The organism is Sorangium sp. So ce1504, assembly GCF_051521635.1.
Lineage (GTDB): Bacteria > Myxococcota_A > Polyangia > Polyangiales > Polyangiaceae > Sorangium > Sorangium cellulosum_B.
In genome coordinates this window covers 7257212-7278994 of the sequence record NZ_CP150365.1, presented here as the reverse complement: position 1 = coordinate 7278994, position 21783 = coordinate 7257212, and the positions used below count along the sequence as shown (strand labels likewise).

At 69.3% G+C, this 21783-nt stretch carries 16 protein-coding genes; 8 read left to right on the top strand and 8 right to left on the bottom strand.

The genetic code is table 11. The features are described 5' to 3' along the window. Positions 1-78: 78 nt before the first annotated feature. On the bottom strand, positions 79-789 hold the full coding sequence (locus WMF39_RS27335; protein ID WP_437739419.1) for a hypothetical protein: 711 nt from the start codon (positions 787-789) through the stop codon (positions 79-81). Between the two features lie 146 nt (positions 790-935). Here WMF39_RS27335 and WMF39_RS27330 point away from each other — a divergent pair, with 146 nt between their 5' ends. Next, the gene (locus WMF39_RS27330; protein ID WP_437292887.1) at positions 936-1643 is read left to right on the top strand and encodes a hypothetical protein; all 708 of its coding nucleotides are present in this window, start codon (positions 936-938) and stop codon (positions 1641-1643) included. Positions 1644-1702: 59 nt separating this feature from the next. On the opposite strand, the gene tssG is transcribed toward WMF39_RS27330, so the two are convergent. From tssG to WMF39_RS27305, 5 genes are all read right to left on the bottom strand, one after another. Further along, positions 1703-2836 carry a type VI secretion system baseplate subunit TssG gene (tssG, locus tag WMF39_RS27325; protein WP_437739418.1) on the bottom strand — a complete coding sequence of 378 codons (1134 nt, stop codon included), beginning with the start codon at positions 2834-2836 and terminating at the stop codon, positions 1703-1705. Then, positions 2800-4569, bottom strand: a complete 1770-nt coding sequence (gene tssF / locus WMF39_RS27320) for a type VI secretion system baseplate subunit TssF (RefSeq protein ID WP_437541438.1) — start codon at positions 4567-4569, stop codon at positions 2800-2802. Before tssF ends, tssG begins: the two co-directional genes overlap by 37 nt. A 73-nt stretch (positions 4570-4642) precedes the next feature. Continuing rightward, positions 4643-5062, bottom strand: coding sequence for a type VI secretion system baseplate subunit TssE (gene tssE / locus WMF39_RS27315; RefSeq protein WP_437739417.1), 420 nt, complete (start codon positions 5060-5062; stop codon positions 4643-4645). A 46-nt stretch (positions 5063-5108) separates the two neighbouring features. Beyond that, positions 5109-5594, bottom strand: coding sequence for a type VI secretion system tube protein TssD (tssD, locus tag WMF39_RS27310; protein ID WP_437739416.1), 486 nt, complete (start codon positions 5592-5594; stop codon positions 5109-5111). A 135-nt stretch (positions 5595-5729) separates the two neighbouring features. Continuing rightward, positions 5730-6242, bottom strand: a complete 513-nt coding sequence (locus WMF39_RS27305; RefSeq protein WP_437292882.1) for an Hcp family type VI secretion system effector — start codon at positions 6240-6242, stop codon at positions 5730-5732. A 517-nt stretch (positions 6243-6759) separates the two neighbouring features. Here WMF39_RS27305 and WMF39_RS27300 point away from each other — a divergent pair. Then, positions 6760-7677 (top strand): hypothetical protein, encoded by a 918-nt coding sequence (locus WMF39_RS27300; protein ID WP_437739415.1) that lies wholly within the window; start codon positions 6760-6762, stop codon positions 7675-7677. A gap of 259 nt (positions 7678-7936) precedes the next feature. Here the strand turns inward: WMF39_RS27300 and WMF39_RS27295 are convergent, their stop codons facing one another. Together WMF39_RS27295 and WMF39_RS27290 are read right to left on the bottom strand one after the other, a co-directional pair. Next, positions 7937-8629, bottom strand: a complete 693-nt coding sequence (locus WMF39_RS27295; protein ID WP_437541430.1) for a hypothetical protein — start codon at positions 8627-8629, stop codon at positions 7937-7939. Between the two features lie 90 nt (positions 8630-8719). Beyond that, entirely contained in the window at positions 8720-10012 is a 1293-nt protein-coding gene (locus WMF39_RS27290; protein WP_437739414.1) for a type VI secretion system-associated FHA domain protein, read from the bottom strand. Positions 10013-10237: 225 nt separating this feature from the next. Between WMF39_RS27290 and WMF39_RS27285 the strand changes: the two genes are divergently transcribed. The 6 genes from WMF39_RS27285 to tssM all read left to right on the top strand — a co-directional run bounded on the left by WMF39_RS27285 (position 10238) and on the right by tssM (position 21727). Continuing rightward, positions 10238-12112, top strand: a complete 1875-nt coding sequence (locus WMF39_RS27285) for a transglycosylase SLT domain-containing protein (RefSeq protein WP_437739413.1) — start codon at positions 10238-10240, stop codon at positions 12110-12112. A 36-nt stretch (positions 12113-12148) separates the two neighbouring features. Next, positions 12149-14848, top strand: a complete 2700-nt coding sequence (tssH, locus tag WMF39_RS27280) for a type VI secretion system ATPase TssH (protein ID WP_437739412.1) — start codon at positions 12149-12151, stop codon at positions 14846-14848. Between the two features lie 116 nt (positions 14849-14964). Next, a complete protein-coding gene (gene tssJ, locus WMF39_RS27275) occupies positions 14965-15723 on the top strand; it encodes a type VI secretion system lipoprotein TssJ (RefSeq protein WP_437739411.1) in 759 nt (252 codons plus the stop codon). Between the two features lie 172 nt (positions 15724-15895). After that, positions 15896-17257, top strand: coding sequence for a type VI secretion system baseplate subunit TssK (gene tssK, locus WMF39_RS27270; RefSeq protein ID WP_437739410.1), 1362 nt, complete (start codon positions 15896-15898; stop codon positions 17255-17257). Between the two features lie 34 nt (positions 17258-17291). Then, complete coding sequence (locus WMF39_RS27265) at positions 17292-17969, top strand: DotU family type IV/VI secretion system protein (RefSeq protein WP_437274698.1); 678 nt, start codon at positions 17292-17294, stop codon at positions 17967-17969. 41 nt (positions 17970-18010) lie between these two features. Then, entirely contained in the window at positions 18011-21727 is a 3717-nt protein-coding gene (tssM, locus tag WMF39_RS27260; RefSeq protein WP_437739409.1) for a type VI secretion system membrane subunit TssM, read from the top strand. Positions 21728-21783: the final 56 nt, after the last annotated feature.

The following is a 21783-nucleotide window of genomic DNA, read 5'->3' as shown; positions in this document are numbered from 1 at the left end:
GCGTGGGCCAGCTTCGCAGAGGTCTGTCGGCGGCGCGCCGGCGGCGTGCGCCTCCGCCCCGCGCGCCGCCAGCTCCCCTCACAGCTCGGCGTAAGGCCCGGGGACGACGTACGCGTCGTCGTTGGCCGCGTACGTGAAGACCCCCCAGCAGACGAGCTTGTACTTGATGGCGAACGCCATCGCCTCCCTCAGATTCGCCTTCGGCGCGAGCACGGCGAGGTTCGAGCGACGGACGCCCCACCAGCCCGGCCCGTGCTGCAGCACCGCGTCGTGGAGATCCTGCGTCGCGTGCTTGGAGTCCTCGAGCACCGCAAGGCGCAGCCGGACGAACGACTTGTCGCGCGCGGGGAAGTCGAACCAGTACAGGTTCGACCTCGCCAGCTTCGGGGTGATGCTCCCGGCGCCCTGCGCCGCGAGGAAGCGGCTGAGATCCTCGGGCGAGAGCTTCTGTGTGACCGGGTGCGTGTCGACGCCGCTGCACGTCTCGGGGCCGATCTTGAACTCGCCCAGCGCGAGCGGCGCCTCGGGGCCGTTCTCGGGAGTCAAGAGGTACCGATCGATCGCGGGCAGATCGTCCGGGTACTCCACGCCGGCGTCGATGCCGCTGCACGCCGGGGCCCCCAGCGCAAGCGCGAAGGCTGCCGCGAGCGCGGGGCGTCGGGGCGCGCGGCGGCCAGGCGCCGGACGCTCGTGGCCCTGGCTCGTGCTGGTGGAGGGGGGGCTCGGCGCGCTCGCCGCCGGTGCTCCGGCGGGCTCGCCCTTGCGACTCGGTTTGCTTTCGTTGGACATGTCTCTCTCGCGGCACGGGGTACCGCCTCGATCGGCGGGCGCAGCGCTGCCCGGGCCGGGCAATCATTCAATGCCGGGCACCCCGAGGGCAAACTCCTCGGCGAACATTTGGCTGGCGTGCCCTCGCTGGCCTAGAGTTCCCCCCGATGAGGCACCTCGGAATGCCGATGCTCGCGCACGTCCCCGCCTTCCGCGCCCGCCGTCCGCTCGCCGCCGGAGCGGGGCGCGCGGGCGTGGCCTGCGCCGCCGTGGCCGCGATCGCGCTGCTCGCCGGCTGCGGCGGCTCCCCGACCGCCCCCAAGCAGGACGACGTCTTCTACCTCCACGGCGCGGCCGGCTCCCTGAGCAAGGACTCGAGCTTCGAGGTGTACTTCCCGCCGCTCGACGCGCCGGCGACGGACCGGGTGCCGCGCAGGATCGGCGTGGGCCTCATGAACGGCGACGTCCGCATGAGCCGCCCGATGGACTGGAACGTCGGCGGCGCCGACTACACCCCCGAGCGCCGCTTCATCACGTACCAGTCCCCGCGGCAGTTCCTGTTCTCGATCTACGAGCGCATCGACAGCCCCGAGGATCCGTGGCCCGACGTGCTCAAGCGCTACGAGGCGGATCTCGAGGAGCAGGGCGCGGAGATCCTCTCCGGCCGCGCGCCCGTGGCCACGGCGAACACGCAGGGGCGCAGCTACCTCGTCAAGGCGAAGATCCCGTCGAAGCCCATCTCGGATGCCTTCGCCCACGAGATCCTGCTCCGGAGCCCCCGCCGCATCCTGCTCGTGCAGATCGTGCACCACGAGAACGTCGACGCGAACGCCGACGAGATCTCGGCCGCGCTGCAGAGCCTCACCGTTTACTGAGCGCAGGGCGAGTCCACGGCGCGAGCGCCGCCGCGCCTCCCGGCGGCCCGCGGCCTGGGTCACATCGGCGGGGGCTCGCCGCGATCGTCGTCGTCCTCGTCGTCGCCGCCCGCGAGGTGCTTGTCGTCGAGGGGGATCGTGATCACGAGCCGCTCCGCCGCAGAGCCGCCGATCCACGCGGTGCGCTTGAGCGTCGCGGCGCGCGGCGAGCCGAGCTGGAACCGCGGCGCCTCCTCCGTGTCCACGTGGATCTCGAGCATCACGTCGTGGATGCCCGGCGTGAACGTCTCGATGACGCCGCGGACCAGATCTTGCCGTCGACCTCCGGGCAAGAAGGAGAGGTACTCGTCGTAGCCCACCGGGCCGAGCACGACCTTGTAGCGGCCGGAGCCGTCGAACACGTAGCGCCCCAGGGTCAGGCTCTCGCCCAGCTGATGGTTCATCACGCCGAGCTTGTTCCTGAACGGCTTCTCGATCTTCGTCCAGTGACCGACGAACTGCTCGATCTTCACGTCGATGTTGCCGAGCATCTCGGACAGCACCGTCTCCAGGTTCCTCGCCGAGCGCGACTTCGAGGCGAGGACCGACGCGTAGCGGAGGAAGAAGAAGCGATCGAGCGGCGTCTCGTAGCCGCGGAAGCCGTCGACGCCGACCGCGCAGAGCATCCGGCGCGAGAAGGGATCGGCGCCCTGCTTGCGGTACGTGACGGGCAGGCGGTACTTCGTCCACGCGCGGTAGAGCAGCGACAGGAGCCGGTGGTGGAAGACGTCGAGGAGCTCGCGGATCGGCTGCGGGCCGCCCTGGTAGTCGGCCTGCGCGATCTGCTCGATGAAGTACGCCGGCAGCGGCGACACCGAGCCGTACAGGGCGAGGAACGTGGTCGAGACGCGGGCGCGCTCCACGCCGTCAGCGGCCTTGACCGGCGCGAGCTCGCTCACGTCGCTCGAGGCGAAGATGAGCGAGGGGTCGCCGCGCAGCCGGATGCGCTCGTCCTGCACCGGCCCGAGCTGACCCACCGGCGGCGCGGCAGGGAAGAGCCGCTCGAGCAGGTAGATGAGGCGGTAGTACGAGAAGCGTGGCGCGGTATCCGCGAAGCGCCGGAGCGTCTCCAGCGCGACGGGGTCGGCGCTCGCGGCGCCTCTCGGCGCAGCCGGCTTCAGATCAGCGTCAGGCTGCCGCTCTTCGGGTCCCATTTGTGCACCACGCGTGTATTCGTGCCGGTGACCGTCAGCTGCGTGAACGAGTTCAGCGAGACGTAGGACCCGAGCATCTCGTTCAGGATGCTCGCGAACAGGTACATCTCCCCCTCGCCGACGAACCCGCCCTCGTCGAGCTCGATGTCGACCGCGACGCCGCGCACCGGCGCCCCTCGGTACAGCCGATCCGTCGGCCGCACCCGGATCGCCTTGATCGCGGCCAGGCGGAGCTGGTTCGCGCGCGCCGCCTGACGATCGACGATCGCCTGGAAATTGTAGAGATCGACCGTCGCCCGGAGCACCTCGAGCTCGGTGATCGAGCGGTAGCTCATCGCCATGTGGGCCAGCACGCGCCACTGCAGCTCGCGCCCGAGCGGCGGCGGGAGCGGCGCTGTGACGCCGGTGAGGTTGGTGAAGCTCGCCACGGCGGGTGAGGTCGCCGTCGGCACCCTGAGGTCGCCGAGCTTCAGCTGCGCCGGCAGGCGGCGGTTCGTGCTCGTCGCCTCGATGCTGATCACGTCGAACTCGGGGAGGGCCCCCGCGTCCTGCGGGGAGCCGAACGAGAGGTACATGTCGATGCCGTCGCCGATGGCGGCCGGGCGGAGGTGCGCCTGGTAGAAGATCGTCCGCGCGGCGGCCTCGGGATCGAGCTCGTGCTGGAAGCTGAAGAACGAGGGGATCTCGACGCGCTGGCTCGTGCGCCGGGCGATGCCGACGACCTTGTCGATGCTGTGGATCTCGAAGGCCGCGGGCGCCGCGCCCGCCGGGCGGCAGAGGTACTCGTGCTTCGTGGCCTCGGGCTTGATCGGATCGCTCGTGTGCTCGAACAGGTTCACGACCGGCGAGCAGAACAGCCGGATGTTCTCCTTGCCGATCCGCGTCCCCGGCGGGAGCCCGTCCCTGAACTGCAGCAGGATCGCGAACCGGTCGGAGATCCGCTCCGCCGAGAGCGCCTGGAGGCCGGTCACCTCGAAGAACGCGAACTTCTGCGGGAGCGTGAAGAACTCCTGCAGGAGCCGGAATCCCGGGTAGACCGTCTTCGGGTACGGGATCAGCGACTCTTCATCGGAGAAGCCGGTGAGCCGCACGGCGCGCGCCGGGAGCGACGCGATCGTCGTGTCGCGCCCCGCGGCGTCCACCGCGGCGAGCGCGACGGTGTCGACGTGCGCCCCGACCCAGAGGCGGAGGTCGTCCTGCAGTCTGCGCTCGCCGTGGATGTAGAAGCGCAGCGAGGAGAGCGACAGGCCCGACAGCGCGGCGCCGCCGGTCAGGCGGAGCTCGATGCGGAGCGTCTGCGCGAGCTGCGCGCCCGTGTCGACGCGCACGTCCTCCACCGCGAGCGGGACGAGCTCGACGTCCTGGGTCGTGCGGAACCGGCACGAGACGCCGTCGACCGGCACCGACCCGACCTCCGCGTGCCGAGCGACGACGAGCTTCTCGCGCACCACGTTCGGGAGCGGCGTGAACTCGATGATCGAGGTCGCCGGTATCTGGCGGAGGTAGTGCGGAAAGAGCAGCGACGCGACCGAGTGGATCACCTCGGGGAGCTCGTCGTCGAGCTTCTGGCGGATCTTGCCGGTCAGGAACGCGACGCCCTCGAGCAGGCGCTCGACGTCGGGGTCCCCGCCTTTCTCCGCGAGCATGGGCGCGATCCCGGGGTAGGCGGCGGCGAACTCGCGCCCCAGATCCCTCAGGTAGGTGAGCTCGTCCTGGTAGTATTTGTTGAACATCCTCTCGCCACCGCCAGTCGACCGCCGGGGCCGAAAGCTGTCAACCGCCGTGAGCCAGGCCGCCGGGCGGGGGCTACGTCATCCGGACGTTGCCGCTCTGGTCCACTGCAGCGCCGAGCCGGAGCGCCTGCCGCCGGCCATCGGGAAAGTGGATCTGCGCGGTGATCTCGAACTCGAGGACCATCGACTGGATGGTGTCGGTGCGCAGGTGCCGGACCTGCACGTTCTTCAGCCGCGGCTCGTAGGTCTGGATGCAGTTCTTGAGCGAGCGTTGCACCAGGCCGATCGCCTCGGGGAACTCATGCAGGACCTCCGAGACCTCCATGAGGCCGTAGTCCGGGCAGGTCAGCGAGCTCCCCTGGCGGGTGTTCAGCATGTGCCCGAGGTGCGTCAGGATGGCCGACTCGAGGTCGTGATCCCGGTAGGTGTGCCGCTCCGTCGAGTGCGGGTCGGCCGCGTGCGCGATTCGGGTGAGGAGGGAGGCGCCGGCCACGGCGGGATCGTAGCTCAGCTCGCGCCTCGAGCGGAAGCCCGCCCGCTCAGCGCGGGGTGAGCCAGTCGTCTTCCGCGGAGACGCCCCCGTCGTTCCAGGTCCAGACGACCTTCTGGTACGTGAACGCGACCTCCTCCTGCTCGGGCAGGCGCGATTGCCCCGGGTTCCTCACGTTGAGCATGTGGAACTGGATGCTCGAGATGTTCGCGTTCGTGAGCTGGACCGTGAAGACAGGCCTCTCGACGCCGATCGCGATCGACCTGTAGAACTGGAGCTCCCAGCGGGGGATGCTCTCGTTGTGGCTGAGGATGCTGAGGAGGAGCGGCGTGGACCGATCGAGGTCCTTCGTGACGATAAAGGGCTTGTGCATCCGCTTGCCCGTCGGGCGCCCGGTGACCGGGTCGCGCGGCCCCACCAGCGAGTGGAACACCTCGGTGACGAGGATGCTACCTTCTCGCCCCTTCTGGGTGACGGAGCCCCTGATTTCCCCTTGTCTTTCGCCGACGAGTCTGAGGTAGGCGCTGAGGGGCATGCCAACATTCTGAGCTTGCTGCGCGTGATGGCCATGCCTGATTTTGAGGAACCCTGATGCCCCAACGTCAGGACGACAAACGCAACCGGGCGACCCGAAGGTCGCCCGGTGCGACGAGACCTCAGCAGCTAGGTACTACCCCTGCGGCGTCTCCCAGTCATCGTCCGCCTGACGCGCGCCGTCGCCGTCATCGAACGACCACTCGATCTTCTGGTACGTGAAGGAGACCCGCTCGTACTCCGGCCGATCCTTGGCGCCGTCCCCGCCGCGCGTGTTGTCCATGTGGAAGTCGATGCTCGCGACCGTCGCGTTCGTGAGCTTGACCGTGTAGTGGTTCTGCTCCTTGCCGACGTTCTTCGACGCCGCGGTGCCCGGCGTGTAGAACTTGAGCGTCCACTCCGAGATGCTCTCGTTGTTGACCAAGGCGTTGTAAAGAAGGGGGGTTGCCTTGTCGAGCTCCTTCGTGATCACGAAGGGCTTGTGCTGGCGCTTGCCGCTGGGCAGCCCGGTCGCCGGGTCACGCGGGCTCACGACCTGATGCTGCACCGAGATGACAGCGATCGACTTCTCGCGACCCTTCTGGGTGACCGAGCCATCGATCGGGCCCTGGGTAACGCCCTTCAAAACGAGGTGAGCTTGCAACGCCATGATCAAATGCCTCTTCCTTCAAGAACTCGCCGCCTGGGCTCAGTCTACGCCCCATTGCGCGCTGGCAGACGGTGCGCTCCGTCGGGACTAGGAGTTCAGAGACGCAGAGATAAGACTCTTATCGTATCTCTACCCCTGTTCGTCTCAGGGAGTCCAGAAGGTAACTCCCTCTTTGGGAGCGTCAAGACTTTTGTGTCCGGGAGCGGTGCGGGTTTCTTGGCATTCGGTTCGCTTTTCGTTGGGGTTTGGTTCGCGTTTGGTTCCTGAGGGCGCGCAATATTCCGTCGCGAAGCCAGCGCTTCCATAAGAGGACGCGGGCGTGTCCATCGCGTTGCGGGCGTGTGGGGAACGTGACGACGCGCGGGGCGGCGGCGTGATCTGGCATGCGCGCGACCGCCGACACGGAGAACGAGGCGAGCTGGCCGGCCACGGCCGTTGGCCGGCCATGGCCGTTGGCCGGCCAGGGCGTTAGGTCGCGAACTCGCCTTGGCGACGCCTTGCATGATACGAAGAGCGCGTGAGCATCGTTCGCTTCGGCTCCGTCGTCGGCCTGGGGCTCGCCGCCGCCCTCGCGGGCTGCGGATCGTACCCAGAGCAGCCACACGGCGAGCTCCAGACACGCAAGCAGAATCCGATCCCGGTGTGCACGACCCAGCTGCCGCCTGCGAAGCGCGGGGCGGGCGGCAAGGCGGCCGTCCGCACCCTCGACCCAGACCAGTGGCTGAGCGTCGTCATTCCCGGCTACAGCGAGGAACGCGGGATCGGGCCGACCGACGTCGACTGTACCGGCCACTACGTGTTCGCCAACGAGACCCTGCGCGGCGGCATCTCCAAGTCCGGCTGGCCGCGCAAGATCGACCCCGACGAGGTCGAGATCCGCTCCGGGCCGGAGGGGCTTCGCGCCGTGTGGGTGCGCGTCCTCAAGTTCGAGAACGGCGACGAGGGCGGCCTCGTCGCGCTCGTGCGAGCGGCCGGCGATCGCGCTGATGTCTACGGGGTCGGCAGCTTCCGCGCGCCCGCGAAGGGGACCAAGCTGTCCCCGGTGCGCCTCGGCAACGACAACCTCGTCGTGGCCGAGACGAAGGACTGCCCCGATCCCGACGACTGCCGACAACGAGCGCACTTCTACCTTGCGCGAAGGGGGCGGCTGATCGAGGCGGCGTCCGTCGACCTGGAGCGGACGGCGGTGGTGCCCTCCGTCACCGAGCGCGGGCTCTACGCCCGCTACGTGCTGCGCACCGACGTCTCCTACAAACCGAACGGCATTCAGCTGCTCGAGCAGGTGCGGGTGAAGATCGTGAAGCACGACGACGGCAACCGCGACAGCGACCGCGAGCTCCGCCGCGTCGAGTTCCAGCGATTCCTCCGGGTGGAGCGGGATACGCTCTTCTCGTCGAACGATCCGCTCTGGGAGCGCGTCGTCGGACAGGACTAGAACAGCAGCCGAGGCCGGGGGGGCGGAGCGCGGGGGCGGGCGGGGCCGCCGGACCCGCAGGACGCGCGTCTCGCCCGCGCATGGCGCGGACGAGGCGCGCGTGATCTGCTCGAACCTCGGGCTGCCCCCAGCGCTCCCCCTACGACCCCTGGCCGCTCCAGCGAGCGGAGGGAGGCTCGCCAGCGAGCGGAGGGAGGCTTGCTGGCGAGGGGAGGAGGGAGGCCTGCCGGAGAGGGGAGGAGGCGTACCGGAGAGGCGGCTACCAGCAGAACAGCGCGTTGCCGTAGCCGCAGTTCGGGCGCTGGAGCATCGCGTAGGCGGTGCCGACGGCGAGGCCGCTCAGGAAGCCGGTGACGCCGCCGATCGCGATCTGACCGGCGTTCTCGTGCGGCCGCGTGTCGCCGGGGGCGACGCCGCGGGCGATGGTGGTGACGACCGAGGCGGTGAGGGGGAAGGCCACATTGCCGATGAAGGCGCCGGCGTTGAAGCGGCCGGACGAGTAGCGGAACGTGTCGACCACGAAGATGCCCGTGCCCGCGCCCGTCGCGCCCCAGGAGGCGAAGGCGTGCGTCGACGGGCCGCCGAACGACTCGCAGCCCGAGTCGGACACCGCCGCGTTCGTCTCGTCGATCGAGCAGCCAGGGCGCGTCGACTCGAGCGCGTTTTTGATCGGCAGGTCCACGAGCAGCGTCAGCGCGGTCATCGTCATGGCGGGCGCCATGACCGAGAAATGCCAGCGCCCTTTCCAGCCGACCGTGGCCTCGGGATCGCTGTAATAGACACGCGGCATCAGGAAAACGACGGAGCTTCCCAGCACGAGGCTCACGTCCGAGACCGTGGCCCAGTTCTTATCGCGTTGGACCGTCGTCTGCGCGGCCGCCTCGCGCGGGGCGAGGAGGCACGCGGCGACGGCCAGACAACCTGCTGCTACGACTTTCTCCCTGATTCGCATGAACGACGCCTCGCGTTCGGCCGCGCCTTCGGCGAAGATCGGCGAGCCCAAGGCGCGGCTCGCCGCGCGAAGCCCCGCCGTTTTGGGGCGCTAGCGTTTGTTCGGATTCCCAGAGCCGGGGAAGCGGACGATGCTCCGGCCTCCCGACTCGCCGGACGACCCATAGTCCTCTGCGGCGGTCGCAGCGTACGCCCGAGAGAACTGCTCGCCAAATATTTCCCGAAAAGTCTCCTTGTCCTCCCCCGAATAGTCGCCGTGGCGGCGCTCGTAGAGCTTCCAGAGCTCCTCGTACTTGTTCGAGAACAGCCCGCCTTTCTTGCCCGCGCGCTCGAGCTTCTCCTCGAGCGTCTTCGGGGAGAGCTTCACGAGCAGCGACCTCACGCCCCCCATCACGCCGTTCAGGAGCGCGATCTGGTGGCTCATGACATCCACGAAGATCTCGTGGAGGTGCCGCGCGGCGTCCGGGCCCCCGACCGGCGTGAGCAGGACCGTGCCGAGCTCCTTCGCGTCCTGCGCGTTCGCGACCTTGTCCGTCTCGGCGGAGCGATCGCGCGCCAGCACCTCGGCCTCGAACTCCTGGTAGCCGTCGCGCAAGCTCACGAAGCACTTCAGGAAGACGTCCATCGTGTCGCGGAGCCGCCGCGCGAAGTTGACGATGCCCGCGACGTCGTCCGGGGGCTTCGCGCCGGGCGCGAGGGCGCCCGCCAGCTCGGAGAGCGCTGCGAACGCCGCGTTCGCGGGGGCCAGCTCGCCGAGCGTGCGGTAGTCCACGCCGTAGTACTGAGAGATCTTCTGAAAGTCCCGCTCCGCGAGCACGCTCGGGTGCTCCTCGCCGAGCCGGCGCAAGTAGCTCTGGCGCGCGTCGGGCGGGAGGCGCGCGAGGTGATCCCAGATCATCCGGTAGACCGCGGCCCACGCGGTCCGGTACGCCTCCAGGTACGGGACCACCTGACGCAGGTAGGGGTCTTCACCGCCGGGAGCGGCGCGCTTCTGCGGGCTGATCAGCGCGGAGAGATTGTCTCCGCCCGTGCCGAGCAGCGTGCCGTCGTTCGGGCTCTCGGACTTCAGCGGCGCCTCGATGATCGCGAGCCGGATCTGGATCGGGCCGATCGTGATCTCCGGCTGGCCGGTCACGTCCACCGAGGTATCGCGCGCCAGCCGGTGCCCCGCGAACATCGTCCCGTTGGTGGAGCCGAGGTCGCGCACGAAGATCCGGCGATCGCGGACGTCCACCGCCGCATGGAACTGGGAGATGTAGGGCCGGTCGATGTGAAGGTCGTTCAGCTGATTCCTGCCGATCCGGACAGGGAAGCGCTCGAACGAAACGTCGAAGCTTTGGTTGGCCTGGGTGTCGGACACGCGGGCCGAGAGCGCCGCCGGCATGGGTGCAGACTAGCAGACCCGCTCCGCCGGACGGGAGTGCCTGACGTCCATCCGCACCATGCGGCCCGCCAGTCTGCGTGCAGCCCACCCAGAGGCCACGTCGAAGCCCGAGAGGGAGAGGGCGCCGAGGCCGGCCCGCCCAGCAGCGCGCCAAGCCCGGCTCGCCCGGGCCGGCCGGTTTGTTGACCGGTTTGCCTACATGGTGCGACCTTAAACCACACACCAATGAGTCTCGTCCACAAGATCCCTCCCCTGGTCTCGGCCCTGGCGTTTGGCTACGGGGTCGGGATGGCGGCGCCCCAGTCGGCGATCACGTCGGTCCAGTCGGCGGTATCGACCTACCAGCTGGGGGCAGCGCGGGCCACGGCGCCGGTCGGGGCGCTCGCCGCGGCGCCGCCGCCGTACGCGGCGCCGGCGCGCGGGCTCGACGGCCCGGCAGCGCCGCCGGGGGGCGAGTCGCGGGAGCTGGGGCGGCTGCGCGAGGCGGCGGGGCGCGACGCGCGGGAGGGCGCCGCGTGCGAGCTCGATCGGCCGAGCTTCTCGCGGCCGCCGCGCGCGTTCTCGGCCGAAGGCAGCTACGCCGACGACGTGGACGACCTCGACTCGGCCGGCGCCGAGGCGCTCTCGAAGCTGCAGCTGCCCGACCTCCGGCTCGCCGTGTCGCGCCGCACCCTGAAGTACGTCCGCTTCTTCACGCGCACCGACCGCGGGCGGCAGATGTTCGAGACGTGGCTGAAGCGGAGCGGGCGCTACCAGGAGATGATCCAGGCCGAGCTCAGGGAACGACGGCTTCCGGAGGATCTCATCTGGGTGTCCATGATCGAGAGCGGCTTCGATCCGCGGGCGAAATCGCCGGCGGGCGCCGTCGGGCTCTGGCAGTTCATGCCCGCCACCGGCGCGGTCTACGGGCTCCAGCAGACGCGGCACCTCGACCAGCGGAAGAACCCGCGCCTCGCCACGCAGGCGGCGGCTCACCACCTGCGCGATCTTTACCTGCGCTTCGGCAGCTGGGACCTCGCGCTCGCGGCCTACAACATGGGCTACGAGCAGCTGCTCGACCGCATCGATCGCTACGGGACGTCCGACTTCAACGAGCTGGCGCGCCAGGAGGCGATCCCCTCGGAGACGGCCGCGTACGTGCCGAAGATCGGGGCGGCGGCGATCGTGGCGAACAACCTGGAGCGGTTCGGGTTCGATGAGGTCGCGGTGAGCCGGCCGATCGACGCCGCCGAGATCGCGGTGTCCCCGGGGACGCCGCTCAAGACGCTGGCGAAGGCCGCCGGCGTCGGGACCTCGACGCTGCGGAAGCTGAACCCCGACATCCTGGGGGACCGCGTGCCGCCCGGACGGGGAGACTTCCTCGTGATGCTCCCGCCGGACACGCTCGCTCGAGCGCAGGCCGCCCTGCCCGCGATGCTCTCCACGGAGCTGCTCTCCACGGACGACGCGTCGATCCTCGATCCGGTCGATCTGCTCGGCGGACGCGACTTCGCGCCGCGGAGGGGGAGCCGGGACGACGAGAGCCTGCTCTCGCTGCTCCCGAAGCCCGCGCGGAAGCGGACGGCGGAGACGGACGTGGACGACGACGACCGGCCTGCGCTCGGCAAGCGGCGCTCGATGCGCGATCCCGTGGCCACGTCCTCGCTCGACGATGGCGCGGAGGGCTCGCCCGACGACGACGCGGTCGACGTCTCGCGCGCCCCGCTGCGGACGCGCGCCGCGCGCGGGCAGTCGCGGTCCGCGCGCGAGGTGATGCTCTACCGCGTCGCGCCCGGCGATACGCTGATCGGCGTGGCGCGGCAGTTCGTCATAGACGTCGAGGACGTCGCGCGCGATAACCGTATTGAGCCGGACCAAAAGCTCCGCGTTGGCGCCCTGCTCAAGCTGCGGATACGGCCCGACATGGTGGACCGCGTCGCGGCCGGCGAGCCGCTCGCCGCGCAGGACAAGGGCGACAGCGCCCACGACGCCGCGCCGGCGCCGCGAGGCGACGCGACCCGCGGAGGGGCCAAGCCGGCCGCGCGGGAGCGCGGAGAGGCGAGCGGGGCCGAGGGCCGCGCCCCGGAGGCCGCGGAGAAGAAGCGCAAGGGGCGAGGCTGACGAGGCGCTTTCGGACGAGGGCGCGCCTCGGTTAGCATGCCGCGCATGCAGCTCGTCGACACCAAAGCCATCGTCAAGCGACTCACCAAGAACTGCACCTCTGCCCTCGAGGCGGCGATTGGCCAGTGTGTCAACGCGCGCCACTACGAGGTCACGCTCGAGCACCTGCTCCTCGCGCTGCTCGACGACGCGAACTCCGACATCGCGTTTCTCGTATCCCACTATGATCTCGACCCGTCGCACCTCCGCGCCGCGCTCCAGCGCAGCCTGGAAGAGCTGAGGAAGGGCAACGCCGGGAGGCCCGTGCTCTCGCCGACGATGCTCGAGTGGATGCAGGACGCCTATCTCGTCGGATCCATGGAGTACGGCTACCAGCGGGTCCGGAGCGGCGTGCTCTTCCAGCGCCTCGTCCAGCAGCCGACCCGGTACTCGGTGAGCAGCATCGGCGCGTATCTCGAGGGCATCTCGAAAGACGATCTCAAGAACAACCTCCCCAAGATCGTCTCCGGCTCCAAGGAGGAGGCGGAGGCCGCCGCGGCGGCGGCGGGCGCAGGCGCGGCCGGGAAGCTGCCGGCCGGGATGGCGAGCGCCGGGCCCGATTCGGCGCTGGCGAAGTTCTGCGTCGACTACACGGGGAAGGCGCGCGCGGGGCAGATCGATCCGATCTTCGGTCGCGAGCGGGAGATCCGGCAGGTCATCGATATCCTCGCGCGGCGGCGCAAGAACAACCCGATCATCGTCGGCGACGCGGGCGTCGGGAAGACGGCCCTCGTCGAGGGGCTCGCGCTGCTCATCGTCGAGAGCACGCCGGAGAACCCGAAGGTGCCGCCGCTCCTGCAGGGCGTCGACATCCTCGGGCTCGACATGGGGCTGCTCCAGGCAGGGGCCGGCGTGAAGGGCGAGTTCGAGAACCGGATGAAGCAGGTGATCGCCGAGGTGAAGGGGTCGTCGAAGCCGATCATCCTCTTCATCGACGAGGCGCACACGCTCATCGGCGCGGGCGGCCAGCAAGGCGGCGGCGACGCGGCCAACCTGCTCAAGCCGGCGCTCGCCCGCGGCGAGCTCCGGACGATCGCGGCCACGACGTGGAGCGAGTACAAGAAATACTTCGAGAAGGACGCGGCGCTGGAGCGGCGCTTCCAGCCGGTGAAGGTCGACGAGCCGAGCGAGCCGGCGGCCGTCGTCATGCTCCGGGGGCTCCGGCCGAAGTTCGAGGCGGCCCACAACGTCATCATCCAGGATGAGGCGGTGACCGCGGCCGTGCGGCTGTCGGCGCGCTACTTGACCGGCAGGCAGCTGCCGGACAAGGCGGTCGACCTGCTCGACACCTGCGCGGCCCGGGTGAAGGTCGCGCTGCAGCAGCGCCCCGCCGCGGTCGAGGACGCCGAGATCCTCATCGTGAACACCGAGACCGAGCTCAAGGCGCTCGAGCGGGATCGCGACAAGGGCGTCCAGATCGATCAAGAGCGGGTCGCGGAGCTCAAGGACAAGCTCGCCAAGGCGAAGGCCGAGCTCGAGTCGGTGCGCGCCGACTACGCGAAGGAGACGGCGGGCACGCAGCGGGTCATCGACGCCCGCAAGAAGATGGACGAGGCCAAGACGAACGAGGAGCGGGACGCCGCGCGCCGCGACGTGGTGAAGGCCCTCGACGAGCTCAAGCAGAGCCAGGGCGAGGTGCCGCTGATCCGGCCGGACGTCGACGAGGCCATGGTCGCGAGCGTGGTCGCGGCGTGGACGGGCATCCCCGTCGGCAAGATGGTCCAGGACGACGTGAAGGCGCTCCTCGAGATGGAGGACCGGCTGACCCGGCGGATCAAGGGGCAGACGCACGGCATCGTGAGCATCTCGAAGGAGCTCCGGAGCGCGCGCGCGGGCCTGAAGCCGCTGAGCACGCCCCAGGGCGTGTTCCTGCTCGTGGGGCCCAGCGGCGTCGGCAAGACGGAGACCGCGCTCGGGATCGCCGACCTCATGTTCGGCGGCGAGCGGATGATGACGGTCATCAACATGTCCGAGTTCCAGGAGAAGCACACCGTCTCCCGGCTCATCGGCTCGCCCCCCGGCTACGTCGGCTACGGCGAGGGCGGCATGCTCACCGAGGCCGTGCGCCAGCGGCCCTACACGGTGGTGCTCCTCGACGAGGTCGAGAAGGCCGACCCCGACGTGATGAACCTGTTCTACCAGGTGTTCGACAAGGGCATGCTGAGCGACGGCGAGGGGCGGCTCGTCGACTTCAAGAACACGGTCATCATCCTGACGAGCAACCTCGCGACCGACAAGATCACGAACATGACGGTCGCCGCGCGGGAAGAAGACCCGTCGCGCCGCCTCGACGCGGACGGCGAGTTCATCAAGGAGATCGTCGAGTCGATCAAGCCGACGCTCTCCGCGCACTTCAAGCCGGCGCTGCTCGCGCGCATGACGACGGTGCCGTACCTGCCGATCTCGCCCGACGCGCTCGGCGAGATCACGCGGCTCAAGCTCGACGCGCTCGTCGACCGCCTGCGCAAGAGCCAGCGGATCGAGGCGTCGTACTCGGACGCGCTCGTCGAGACGATCGCGGCGCGCTGCACCGAGGTCGACACGGGGGCGCGCAACATCGACCATATCCTCCGGGCGTCGCTCCTGCCGCTGCTCTCGGTCGCCGTCCTCGAGAAGATGGCGGAGGGGCCGCTCCCCAAGCGGCTCCAGATCGGGGTCGACGCCGAAAAGAACTTCACGATCTCGTTCTCGGACTGAAACGGACTGAATCAGACCGATCGACGCCGCTCGCACACCGAAAGTTGTACTGGCCACGAGACTCCGCATAAATTGGGCGGAGCATGGTCCCGTTCGCCAAGCTCCTACAGCGTTCGATGTGGATCGGGGAGCCCCGTTCGCCCTCCCCCGCAGGGGAGGGCTCGGCGCGCCAGCCGGGGCCTCGACGTCGGCCGGCGTCGCTCCTCCGCGGGGCGGCCCCGGCGAAGGTCGCGGCGGCCATCGCCGCGGCGACCCTCGCCGCCTTCCTCGGCGCCGCGCTGCCCGCCGCGCTCTCGGGCTGCACGTCCGCCGCGCCGCCGCCCGCGGCCCCCGAGCCGTGCGACGTCCAGATCGTGACGCTCTCGATCTACGCGTCCGACAACATCAACCCCAACGAGAACGGGAACCCGCGGCCCGTGGTCGTGCGGCTCTACCAGCTGAAGAGCAGCGCGCGCATGGAGAACGCGACATACGACCAGATCCTCCTCAAGGACAAGGAGACGCTCGAGGACGACCTCGCCAAGGTCGACGAGGTCGAGGTCTTCCCGAACGACCTCGTCGAGGTGAAGTTCGAGCGCCTGCCCGACGCGAGCCACCTCGTCGGCGCCGCCCTGTTCCACAGCCCGAAGGGCAACAGCTGGAAGACCTTCTACGAGTTCCCGCTCCCGCCCGGAGAGGCGCAGTGCGGCGGCCGCGAGTCCGACGCAGGTCCGCCCGTGGCCGATCCGCGGGTCGCGTTCTTCATCGACTCGACCAAGATCGACAACGGGGTCGAGTTCGACGAGTCGATGTTCCCCAACGCGAGCGCCGTTCGCCGGCTCAGCCTGCCGAAGAAGGTGGCCGCGCCAGAGGCGCCCGCTCGCCCGGGGAAGTGATCGCCGTGGCGCGCGCAGGTCGTCCTCCCAGCGGCAGTCCACGCGACGTGACCGCGCCGCCCTCGGCGACGACGAGCGGCCCGATGCGCGCAGCGCAGCGTCGGCGCTCCCCGCGCCTGACCCGCTTTCGCGACGCCGCGCACGGCACATCTGATAAGACTGGACGGGCGACATGATTCACCCGCGCAAGCCGGTCTGGACCGAGGGGCTCTTCATGACCCCTCAGCACCTGCAGCAAACGGACGCCTACCACGAGACGCTGCTCCATGCGCGCCTCCATGCCGTCGTGGGCTACGACTGGGGCATCACGTCCGCCCAGTTCGATGAGCGCGCGCTCTCCGCCGGGCAGTTCAAGGTGGTCAAATGCCACGGCGTCTTCCCCGACGGCACGCCGTTCTTCATCGGCGATCGCGGCGAAGATCAGGTCGAGGCGCGGCCGCTCGAGGGCGCCTTCCCGGCCGCGCTGAAGACGCTCGACGTCTTCCTCGGCATCCCGAACCTGCGCGAGACCGCCGCGAACATCAGCCTGGACCCGGCGAAGGCGGGCCCCGCCCAGCGGTTCGTGGCCGCCCAGACGACGGTCCCGGACGTGAACTCCGGCCGCAACGAGCAGTCGGTCACCTGGGCCCGCACCAACCTGCGGCTCCTCTTCGGCACCGAGCCGCGCGACGCGTACCAGACCGTGCGCATCGCGCAGCTCGTCCGCGACAGCTCCGGCGCGATCGCCCTGCGGAAGAGCTTCATCCCGTCGGTCCTTCGCATCAACACGTCGGACCACATCATGTCCGGCCTCCGCCGTGTGCTCTCGGCGCTCGTCGGCAAGCAGAAGTCGCTCGTCGAGGGGCGGCGCATGCGCAACGCGGCGTCGGTCGACTTCCAGGCCTCCGACCTCACCAAGTTCTGGCTGCTCCACACCCTGAACTCGTACATCCCGATCGTGTCGCACCTCGTCGACCACGGCGGCGCGCACCCGGAGCAGTGTTATGTCGTCCTCGGCTCGCTCATCGGAGAGCTCTGCACCTTTGCGGCCACCGACAGCGATCCGACGACGATCCCCAAGTTCAACTACCTCGAGCTCGATGGCGTCCTCGACCCGATGTTCGACCGGGCCTGGAAGCTCATCAACGAGGTTGTCACGGAGCAGTTCGTCATCGTGCCGCTCGAGAAGCGCGAGGACGGCATGTACCTCGGCAGGTTCGAGGACCCGAAGCTGCCCCGCAGCCACGAGATGTTCCTCGAGGCGAAGGGCACGGACGAGGGCACGCTGCGCGAGCGGCTCCCGCGCCTGCTCAAGATCGGCTCGTGGACGCAGATCGGCCACATCCTGCACTCCGCGACGCCCGGCGTGAACGTCGCCATCGAGTACCGGCCGCCGGGCGCCATCCCGGTCAAGCCGGGGCTCGTCTACCTCCGCGTCAACCAGAACGGCGATTACTGGAACGATATCCTCGGCTCTGGCACGATCGCTATCTACCAGCCGATCGAACCGCAAAAGGTCGATCTCCGGCTGATCGCCGTGCCGGCAGGAAAGTGAACGTGTCAGGCCGCCCCTTCCGGGTGAGGAGCCCATGAGCCTCTCGCAGACGATGTACTTTGTGTGCTCCGACGTGCTCTCGCTGATCCTGCAGCTCAGGAACTCGCGCGACCTCCCGGCGCCCGACATCCTCCAGCGGCGCGTCCTCGGCCTGTTCGACACGATGATGCAGAACGGCCGGGAGGCGCGCATCCCCGAGCAGGACATGATCGACGCGAAGTTCGCGCTCGCGGCCTTCGCCGACGAGGTGATCTTCAACTCGAACTGGCCGGGGAGGACGCAGTGGCTCCAGAACCCGCTGCAGTTCCAGTTCTTCCAGCTGAACACGGCCGGCGACGGGTTCTTCACGAACCTCGACAACCTCTACGGCCAGCGCGGGAGGAACCACGTCGCGCAAATCTACTTCCTCTGCTTGGCCCTCGGCTTCCAGGGGAAATATCGTCTGCGGCAGCAGGAGGGCCTCGGCGCCGTCATCGAGGGCGTGGGCAACCACGTCGCTGTCGCCGAGGGCGGCGGTGAGGCCCTCGCGCCGAACGCGGAGCGCAAGGACGGCGGGGCGAACGCGGTGCGCCGCGAGCTGCCCTACCTGGCCATCGCGCTCGGGCTGCTCGTGCTGGCCGTCCTCGTGGTCATCGTGCTCCGGCTCGTCGTGGCCTCGGACGCGGAGGGCGTGGCCGACCAGATCAAGAAGCTGATCAGCACGGGGACCTAGGCGACTCCGCCGTCCTCTGCTGTTCCCGAGGGAGACTTCCGATGTGGCTGTGGATCCTGAGCGCCCTGTTCCTCACCGCCGTGTGGGGAGTGTGGTTCATGCTGCGCCCGGCGGCAGGGGAGGGGGCCGAGGCGTTCCCGATCGAGATCCCGCTCGTGGCGACGGCGGTCGTCCTCGCCCTGCTCGTCGGGCTGGCGGTCTATAGGCGCATCCGCGCGGCGCGCGCCGCGCGGGCGCTCGAGAAGGCGATCGCGCAGCAGGCGCAGGAGCAGGTGATCAACGCGAAGCCGGAGCGGCGCGCGGAGATCCAGGAGCTCAACCGGCAGATGCAGGAGGGCATCGCCGCGCTCAAGGCCTCGAAGCTCGGCGGGGGCAAGCGGGGCGCCGACGCGCTCTACGTCCTCCCCTGGTACGTGATGGTCGGCCCGCCCGGGGCAGGCAAGACCACCGCCCTCCGGCACTCCGGGCTCGTGTTCCCGTACATCGACCCCGAGCGCACCGGCGTGCGCGGCGTCGGCGGCACCAGGAACTGCGAGTGGTGGTTCACGAACGAGGCGATCCTCCTCGACACCGCCGGCCGGTACACGACCGAGAGCGACGACCACGACGAGTGGATGGCGTTCCTCGAGACCCTGCTGCAGCACCGCGAGCACAAGCCGCTGAACGGCGTCATCGTCGCGGTGAGCCTGAGCGAGCTGCTCGACGCGAGCGACGAGCAGATCGATCAGACCGGCAAGAAGATCCGCGCGCGCATCGACGAGATGCAGCAGACGCTGCACATGGTCCTGCCGGTCTACGTGCTCTTCACGAAGAGCGACCTGGTGGCGGGCTTCACCGAGTACTTCGGCGATCTGAAGAAGAGCGAGCGCGCCCAGGCGTGGGGCGCCACCGTGCGGCTCGACGAGAACAAGGACGAGCCCGGGAAGATCTTCGATCGCGAGTTCGACGTGCTCGTCGAGAAGCTCCACGCGCGCCTCACGAAGCGGCTCATCGGCGAGCGCAACCGCGAGGTGAAGGAGAAGAGCTACCAGTTCCCGCTCGAGTTCGCGGCCGTGAAGCGCAACCTGTCGGACTTCATCGCGGCGGCGTTCGCGCCCAAGGCGGGCGCGGCGCCCACGCCGATCCTGCGCGGGTTCTACTTCACGAGCGGCGTCCAGGAGGGGCGGCCGCTCGACCGCGTGGTCGGGGCGATGGGGCGCGCGTTCGGGCTCCGCGCGGGGCTCGGCGAGGGCGAGGAGGACGCGACGGTCCCGAAGGAGTCGAAGAGCTTCTTCCTGCACGACGTCTTCACCAACGTCGTCTTCCCGGATCAGGACCTCGCCGCGCGCTCCGAGGCGGAGCTCCGGCGGCGGCGGATGCAGCGGATCCTGGTGGCCGCGGCCGCGGCGCTCGTGGCGCTCCTGTTCCTCCTGCCGGCGGTGATCTCGTACTTCAACAACAAGGGGCTCGTCGCCGAGACCCGGCGCATCTCGGACGAGATCGCGTTCGTGGACTGGTCCGGGCGGAGCGGCACGCCGCCGAACGTGCGCGCGAACATCGACAAGCTCGATCGGCTGCAGGAGCACGTGGGGCGGCTCGACGGTTACGTCGAGAACACGCCGATCGAGTACGGCTGGTTCATGTTCCAGGGGGACAAGCTGTTCCCGCCGACGATGGGCCAGTACATCATGAGCTTGAAGCAGGGCTTCGTCAGCCCTGCGAAGGCGCAGCTCGAGGCGAAGCTCGAGAAGGTGCGCGAGGGGGAGTTCCTGGACGGCTACAACGCCCTGCGGAGCTACCTCCTTCTCGGCAAGGAGTACCAGGGCCACATGGATGAGCAGGCGGCGCGGTGGCAGACCGGGCGGCTCGTCCAGGTCTGGGCCGACACCCTGAAGCCGTTCACCGATCTGCCCGAGAGCGAGCTCAAGGAGCGGCTCACGCCGCACGTCGCGTACTACATCGACCTCGTGCGGCGGAAGAAGCTCGAGGCCGAGGAGCTGAACGAGCCGCTCATCGCCCGGGCGCGCGCCGACCTGCTGCGGGTCGACCCGACGAAGCGCTACTACGATCAGTTTGTAACGAGCCTGATCGATCAGAAGTACGACGAGTCGGGGCCGAACACGCCGGAGAACCTGAAGTACCCGCCGGTGTCGCTCAACGAGATGTTCGCGGATCGGCCCGAGGTGCTGACCGTCGTCCACAGCGCGCAGAAGAACCGGGGCGGGACGTGGTTCGAGGTGCAGGGGCCCTACACGGCCAAGGGGCACGCGCAGGTGCTCGAGTCGCTGAAGGAGGGGAGGAAGAAGCTCGAGCGCGAGCTCTGGGTGCTCCCCCTGTCGAGCGACGAGAAGCGGCAGGGCGACCAGATCCAGAAGGAGCTCGACCGCGTCCGGCAGGACTACGACAACGCGTACATCGCGCAGTGGGAGGCGTTCTTCCGCGACATCCAGGTCGACGTCCCGAGGACGAACCGGGACGCGATCCACGAGTTCAGGGTGCTCTCCACGCCCGACTGGCCCTACCGGCGGCTGCTCCAGCGGCTCTCGGACGAGACGCAGTTCGGGAAGGACGAGAAGCCGAGCCTGCTGACGGCGGATGGCGGCCTGCTCGACAGGGCCAAGGACATGATCGCGCAGAAGGTCGACCAGCGGACGGGCGTGCGGATCGACTCGATGCTCACGGGGAACCAGCGCGAGCACTACGATCCGGTGCCTGACAAGTTCGAGTCGATGGCCAGCTTCGGGGTGCCCCAGCCGCCGGCGGGTGAAGGGCAGCCCCCGCCGCCCCCGCCCAAGCTCGGCCAGTACGTGGGCCACCTCGAGCGGCTGGCAGGGGAGATGAGCGTCGTCGAGGACGGGCCGCCGGACGCGGACACCTCGAAGGCCACGGAGGCGTTCCAGGACGCGGTGAAGGAGACCCAGGGGCTGCTGCTCTCGATGGACCAGAACGGGCAGCGGCTGATGGAGCCGCTCCTCATGAACCCCCTCCGGCAGGCGTACAAGGCCGTCGTGCGGCGCGCAGGCGGCGCGGCGAGCGGGATCTGGGAGGTCGAGGTCTGGCCGCACTACCGCGACAAGATCAAGGACCGCTACCCGTTCAACCTCGCGTCGTCACGCGACGCGTCGCTCGAGGACGCGATGGCCTTCTTCAAGCCGAAGGACGGGGTGCTCTGGGGCTTTTACGAGACGTACCTCAAGGGCTTCCACTACCAGGTCGGGCACGAGTTCTTCCCGAAGGCGCACCTGTCGGGGCAGCCGCAGGCGGCGAAGCCGTTCACGCCGTTCAGCGCGAACCTGTACAACTGCCTGAGGCGCTCGAACGAGATCTCCGACGCACTCTTCGGGAGCAGCGGCGGGGCGGATCCGAAGGTCGTCTTCCACATCAACATGAAGACGGTCAGCCCGATCGTGAGCGAGGTGGTCTTCGAGGTCGACGGCCAGAAGAGGCTCTATCGCAACGAGAAAGAGTTCTGGCACACCTTCAACTGGCCGGGCGAAGGCGCGAAGGGGGCGAGGATCCAGGTGCGCGGCGCGGGGGGGCTCGACGAGGAGCTCGTGCGCGAAGGGCCGTGGGGGATCTTCCGGCTCTTCGAGGCCGGGACGACCACCGCCCAGAAGGACAACGACGAGCTGTTCACGGTGACCTGGCAGATGACGGCGCCGCCGGTGACCGTGACCATGGAGATCAGGCCGACCCGCGGGAACCACCCGTTCCCGACGAGCTTCTTCCGGGCGACCAACTGCCCTGCCAGCATCGGCGATCGCTTCGGCAAAGGGTGAGGTAGGCAGCAGCAACGGAGCCAGCGGGGGAGGGGGTGTCGTGCGGGGGGCCGGCG

Excerpts from the sequence above, each read along its gene's own strand:
- WMF39_RS27285 (WP_437739413.1), top strand. The coding sequence starts at position 10,238 with ATGAGTCTCGTCCACAAGATCCCTCCCCTGGTCTCGGCCCTGGCGTTT.
- WMF39_RS27290 (WP_437739414.1), bottom strand. The coding sequence starts at position 10,012 with ATGCCGGCGGCGCTCTCGGCCCGCGTGTCCGACACCCAGGCCAACCAA.
- tssF (WP_437541438.1), bottom strand. The coding sequence starts at position 4,569 with ATGTTCAACAAATACTACCAGGACGAGCTCACCTACCTGAGGGATCTG.
- tssD (WP_437739416.1), bottom strand. The coding sequence starts at position 5,594 with ATGCCCCTCAGCGCCTACCTCAGACTCGTCGGCGAAAGACAAGGGGAA.
- WMF39_RS27335 (WP_437739419.1), bottom strand. The coding sequence starts at position 789 with ATGTCCAACGAAAGCAAACCGAGTCGCAAGGGCGAGCCCGCCGGAGCA.
- tssG (WP_437739418.1), bottom strand. The coding sequence starts at position 2,836 with ATGGGACCCGAAGAGCGGCAGCCTGACGCTGATCTGAAGCCGGCTGCG.
- WMF39_RS27265 (WP_437274698.1), top strand. The coding sequence starts at position 17,292 with ATGAGCCTCTCGCAGACGATGTACTTTGTGTGCTCCGACGTGCTCTCG.
- tssH (WP_437739412.1), top strand. The coding sequence starts at position 12,149 with ATGCCGCGCATGCAGCTCGTCGACACCAAAGCCATCGTCAAGCGACTC.
- tssJ (WP_437739411.1), top strand. The coding sequence starts at position 14,965 with ATGTGGATCGGGGAGCCCCGTTCGCCCTCCCCCGCAGGGGAGGGCTCG.
- WMF39_RS27295 (WP_437541430.1), bottom strand. The coding sequence starts at position 8,629 with ATGCGAATCAGGGAGAAAGTCGTAGCAGCAGGTTGTCTGGCCGTCGCC.
- WMF39_RS27330 (WP_437292887.1), top strand. The coding sequence starts at position 936 with ATGAGGCACCTCGGAATGCCGATGCTCGCGCACGTCCCCGCCTTCCGC.
- tssM (WP_437739409.1), top strand. The coding sequence starts at position 18,011 with ATGTGGCTGTGGATCCTGAGCGCCCTGTTCCTCACCGCCGTGTGGGGA.
- tssK (WP_437739410.1), top strand. The coding sequence starts at position 15,896 with ATGATTCACCCGCGCAAGCCGGTCTGGACCGAGGGGCTCTTCATGACC.
- WMF39_RS27305 (WP_437292882.1), bottom strand. The coding sequence starts at position 6,242 with ATGGCGTTGCAAGCTCACCTCGTTTTGAAGGGCGTTACCCAGGGCCCG.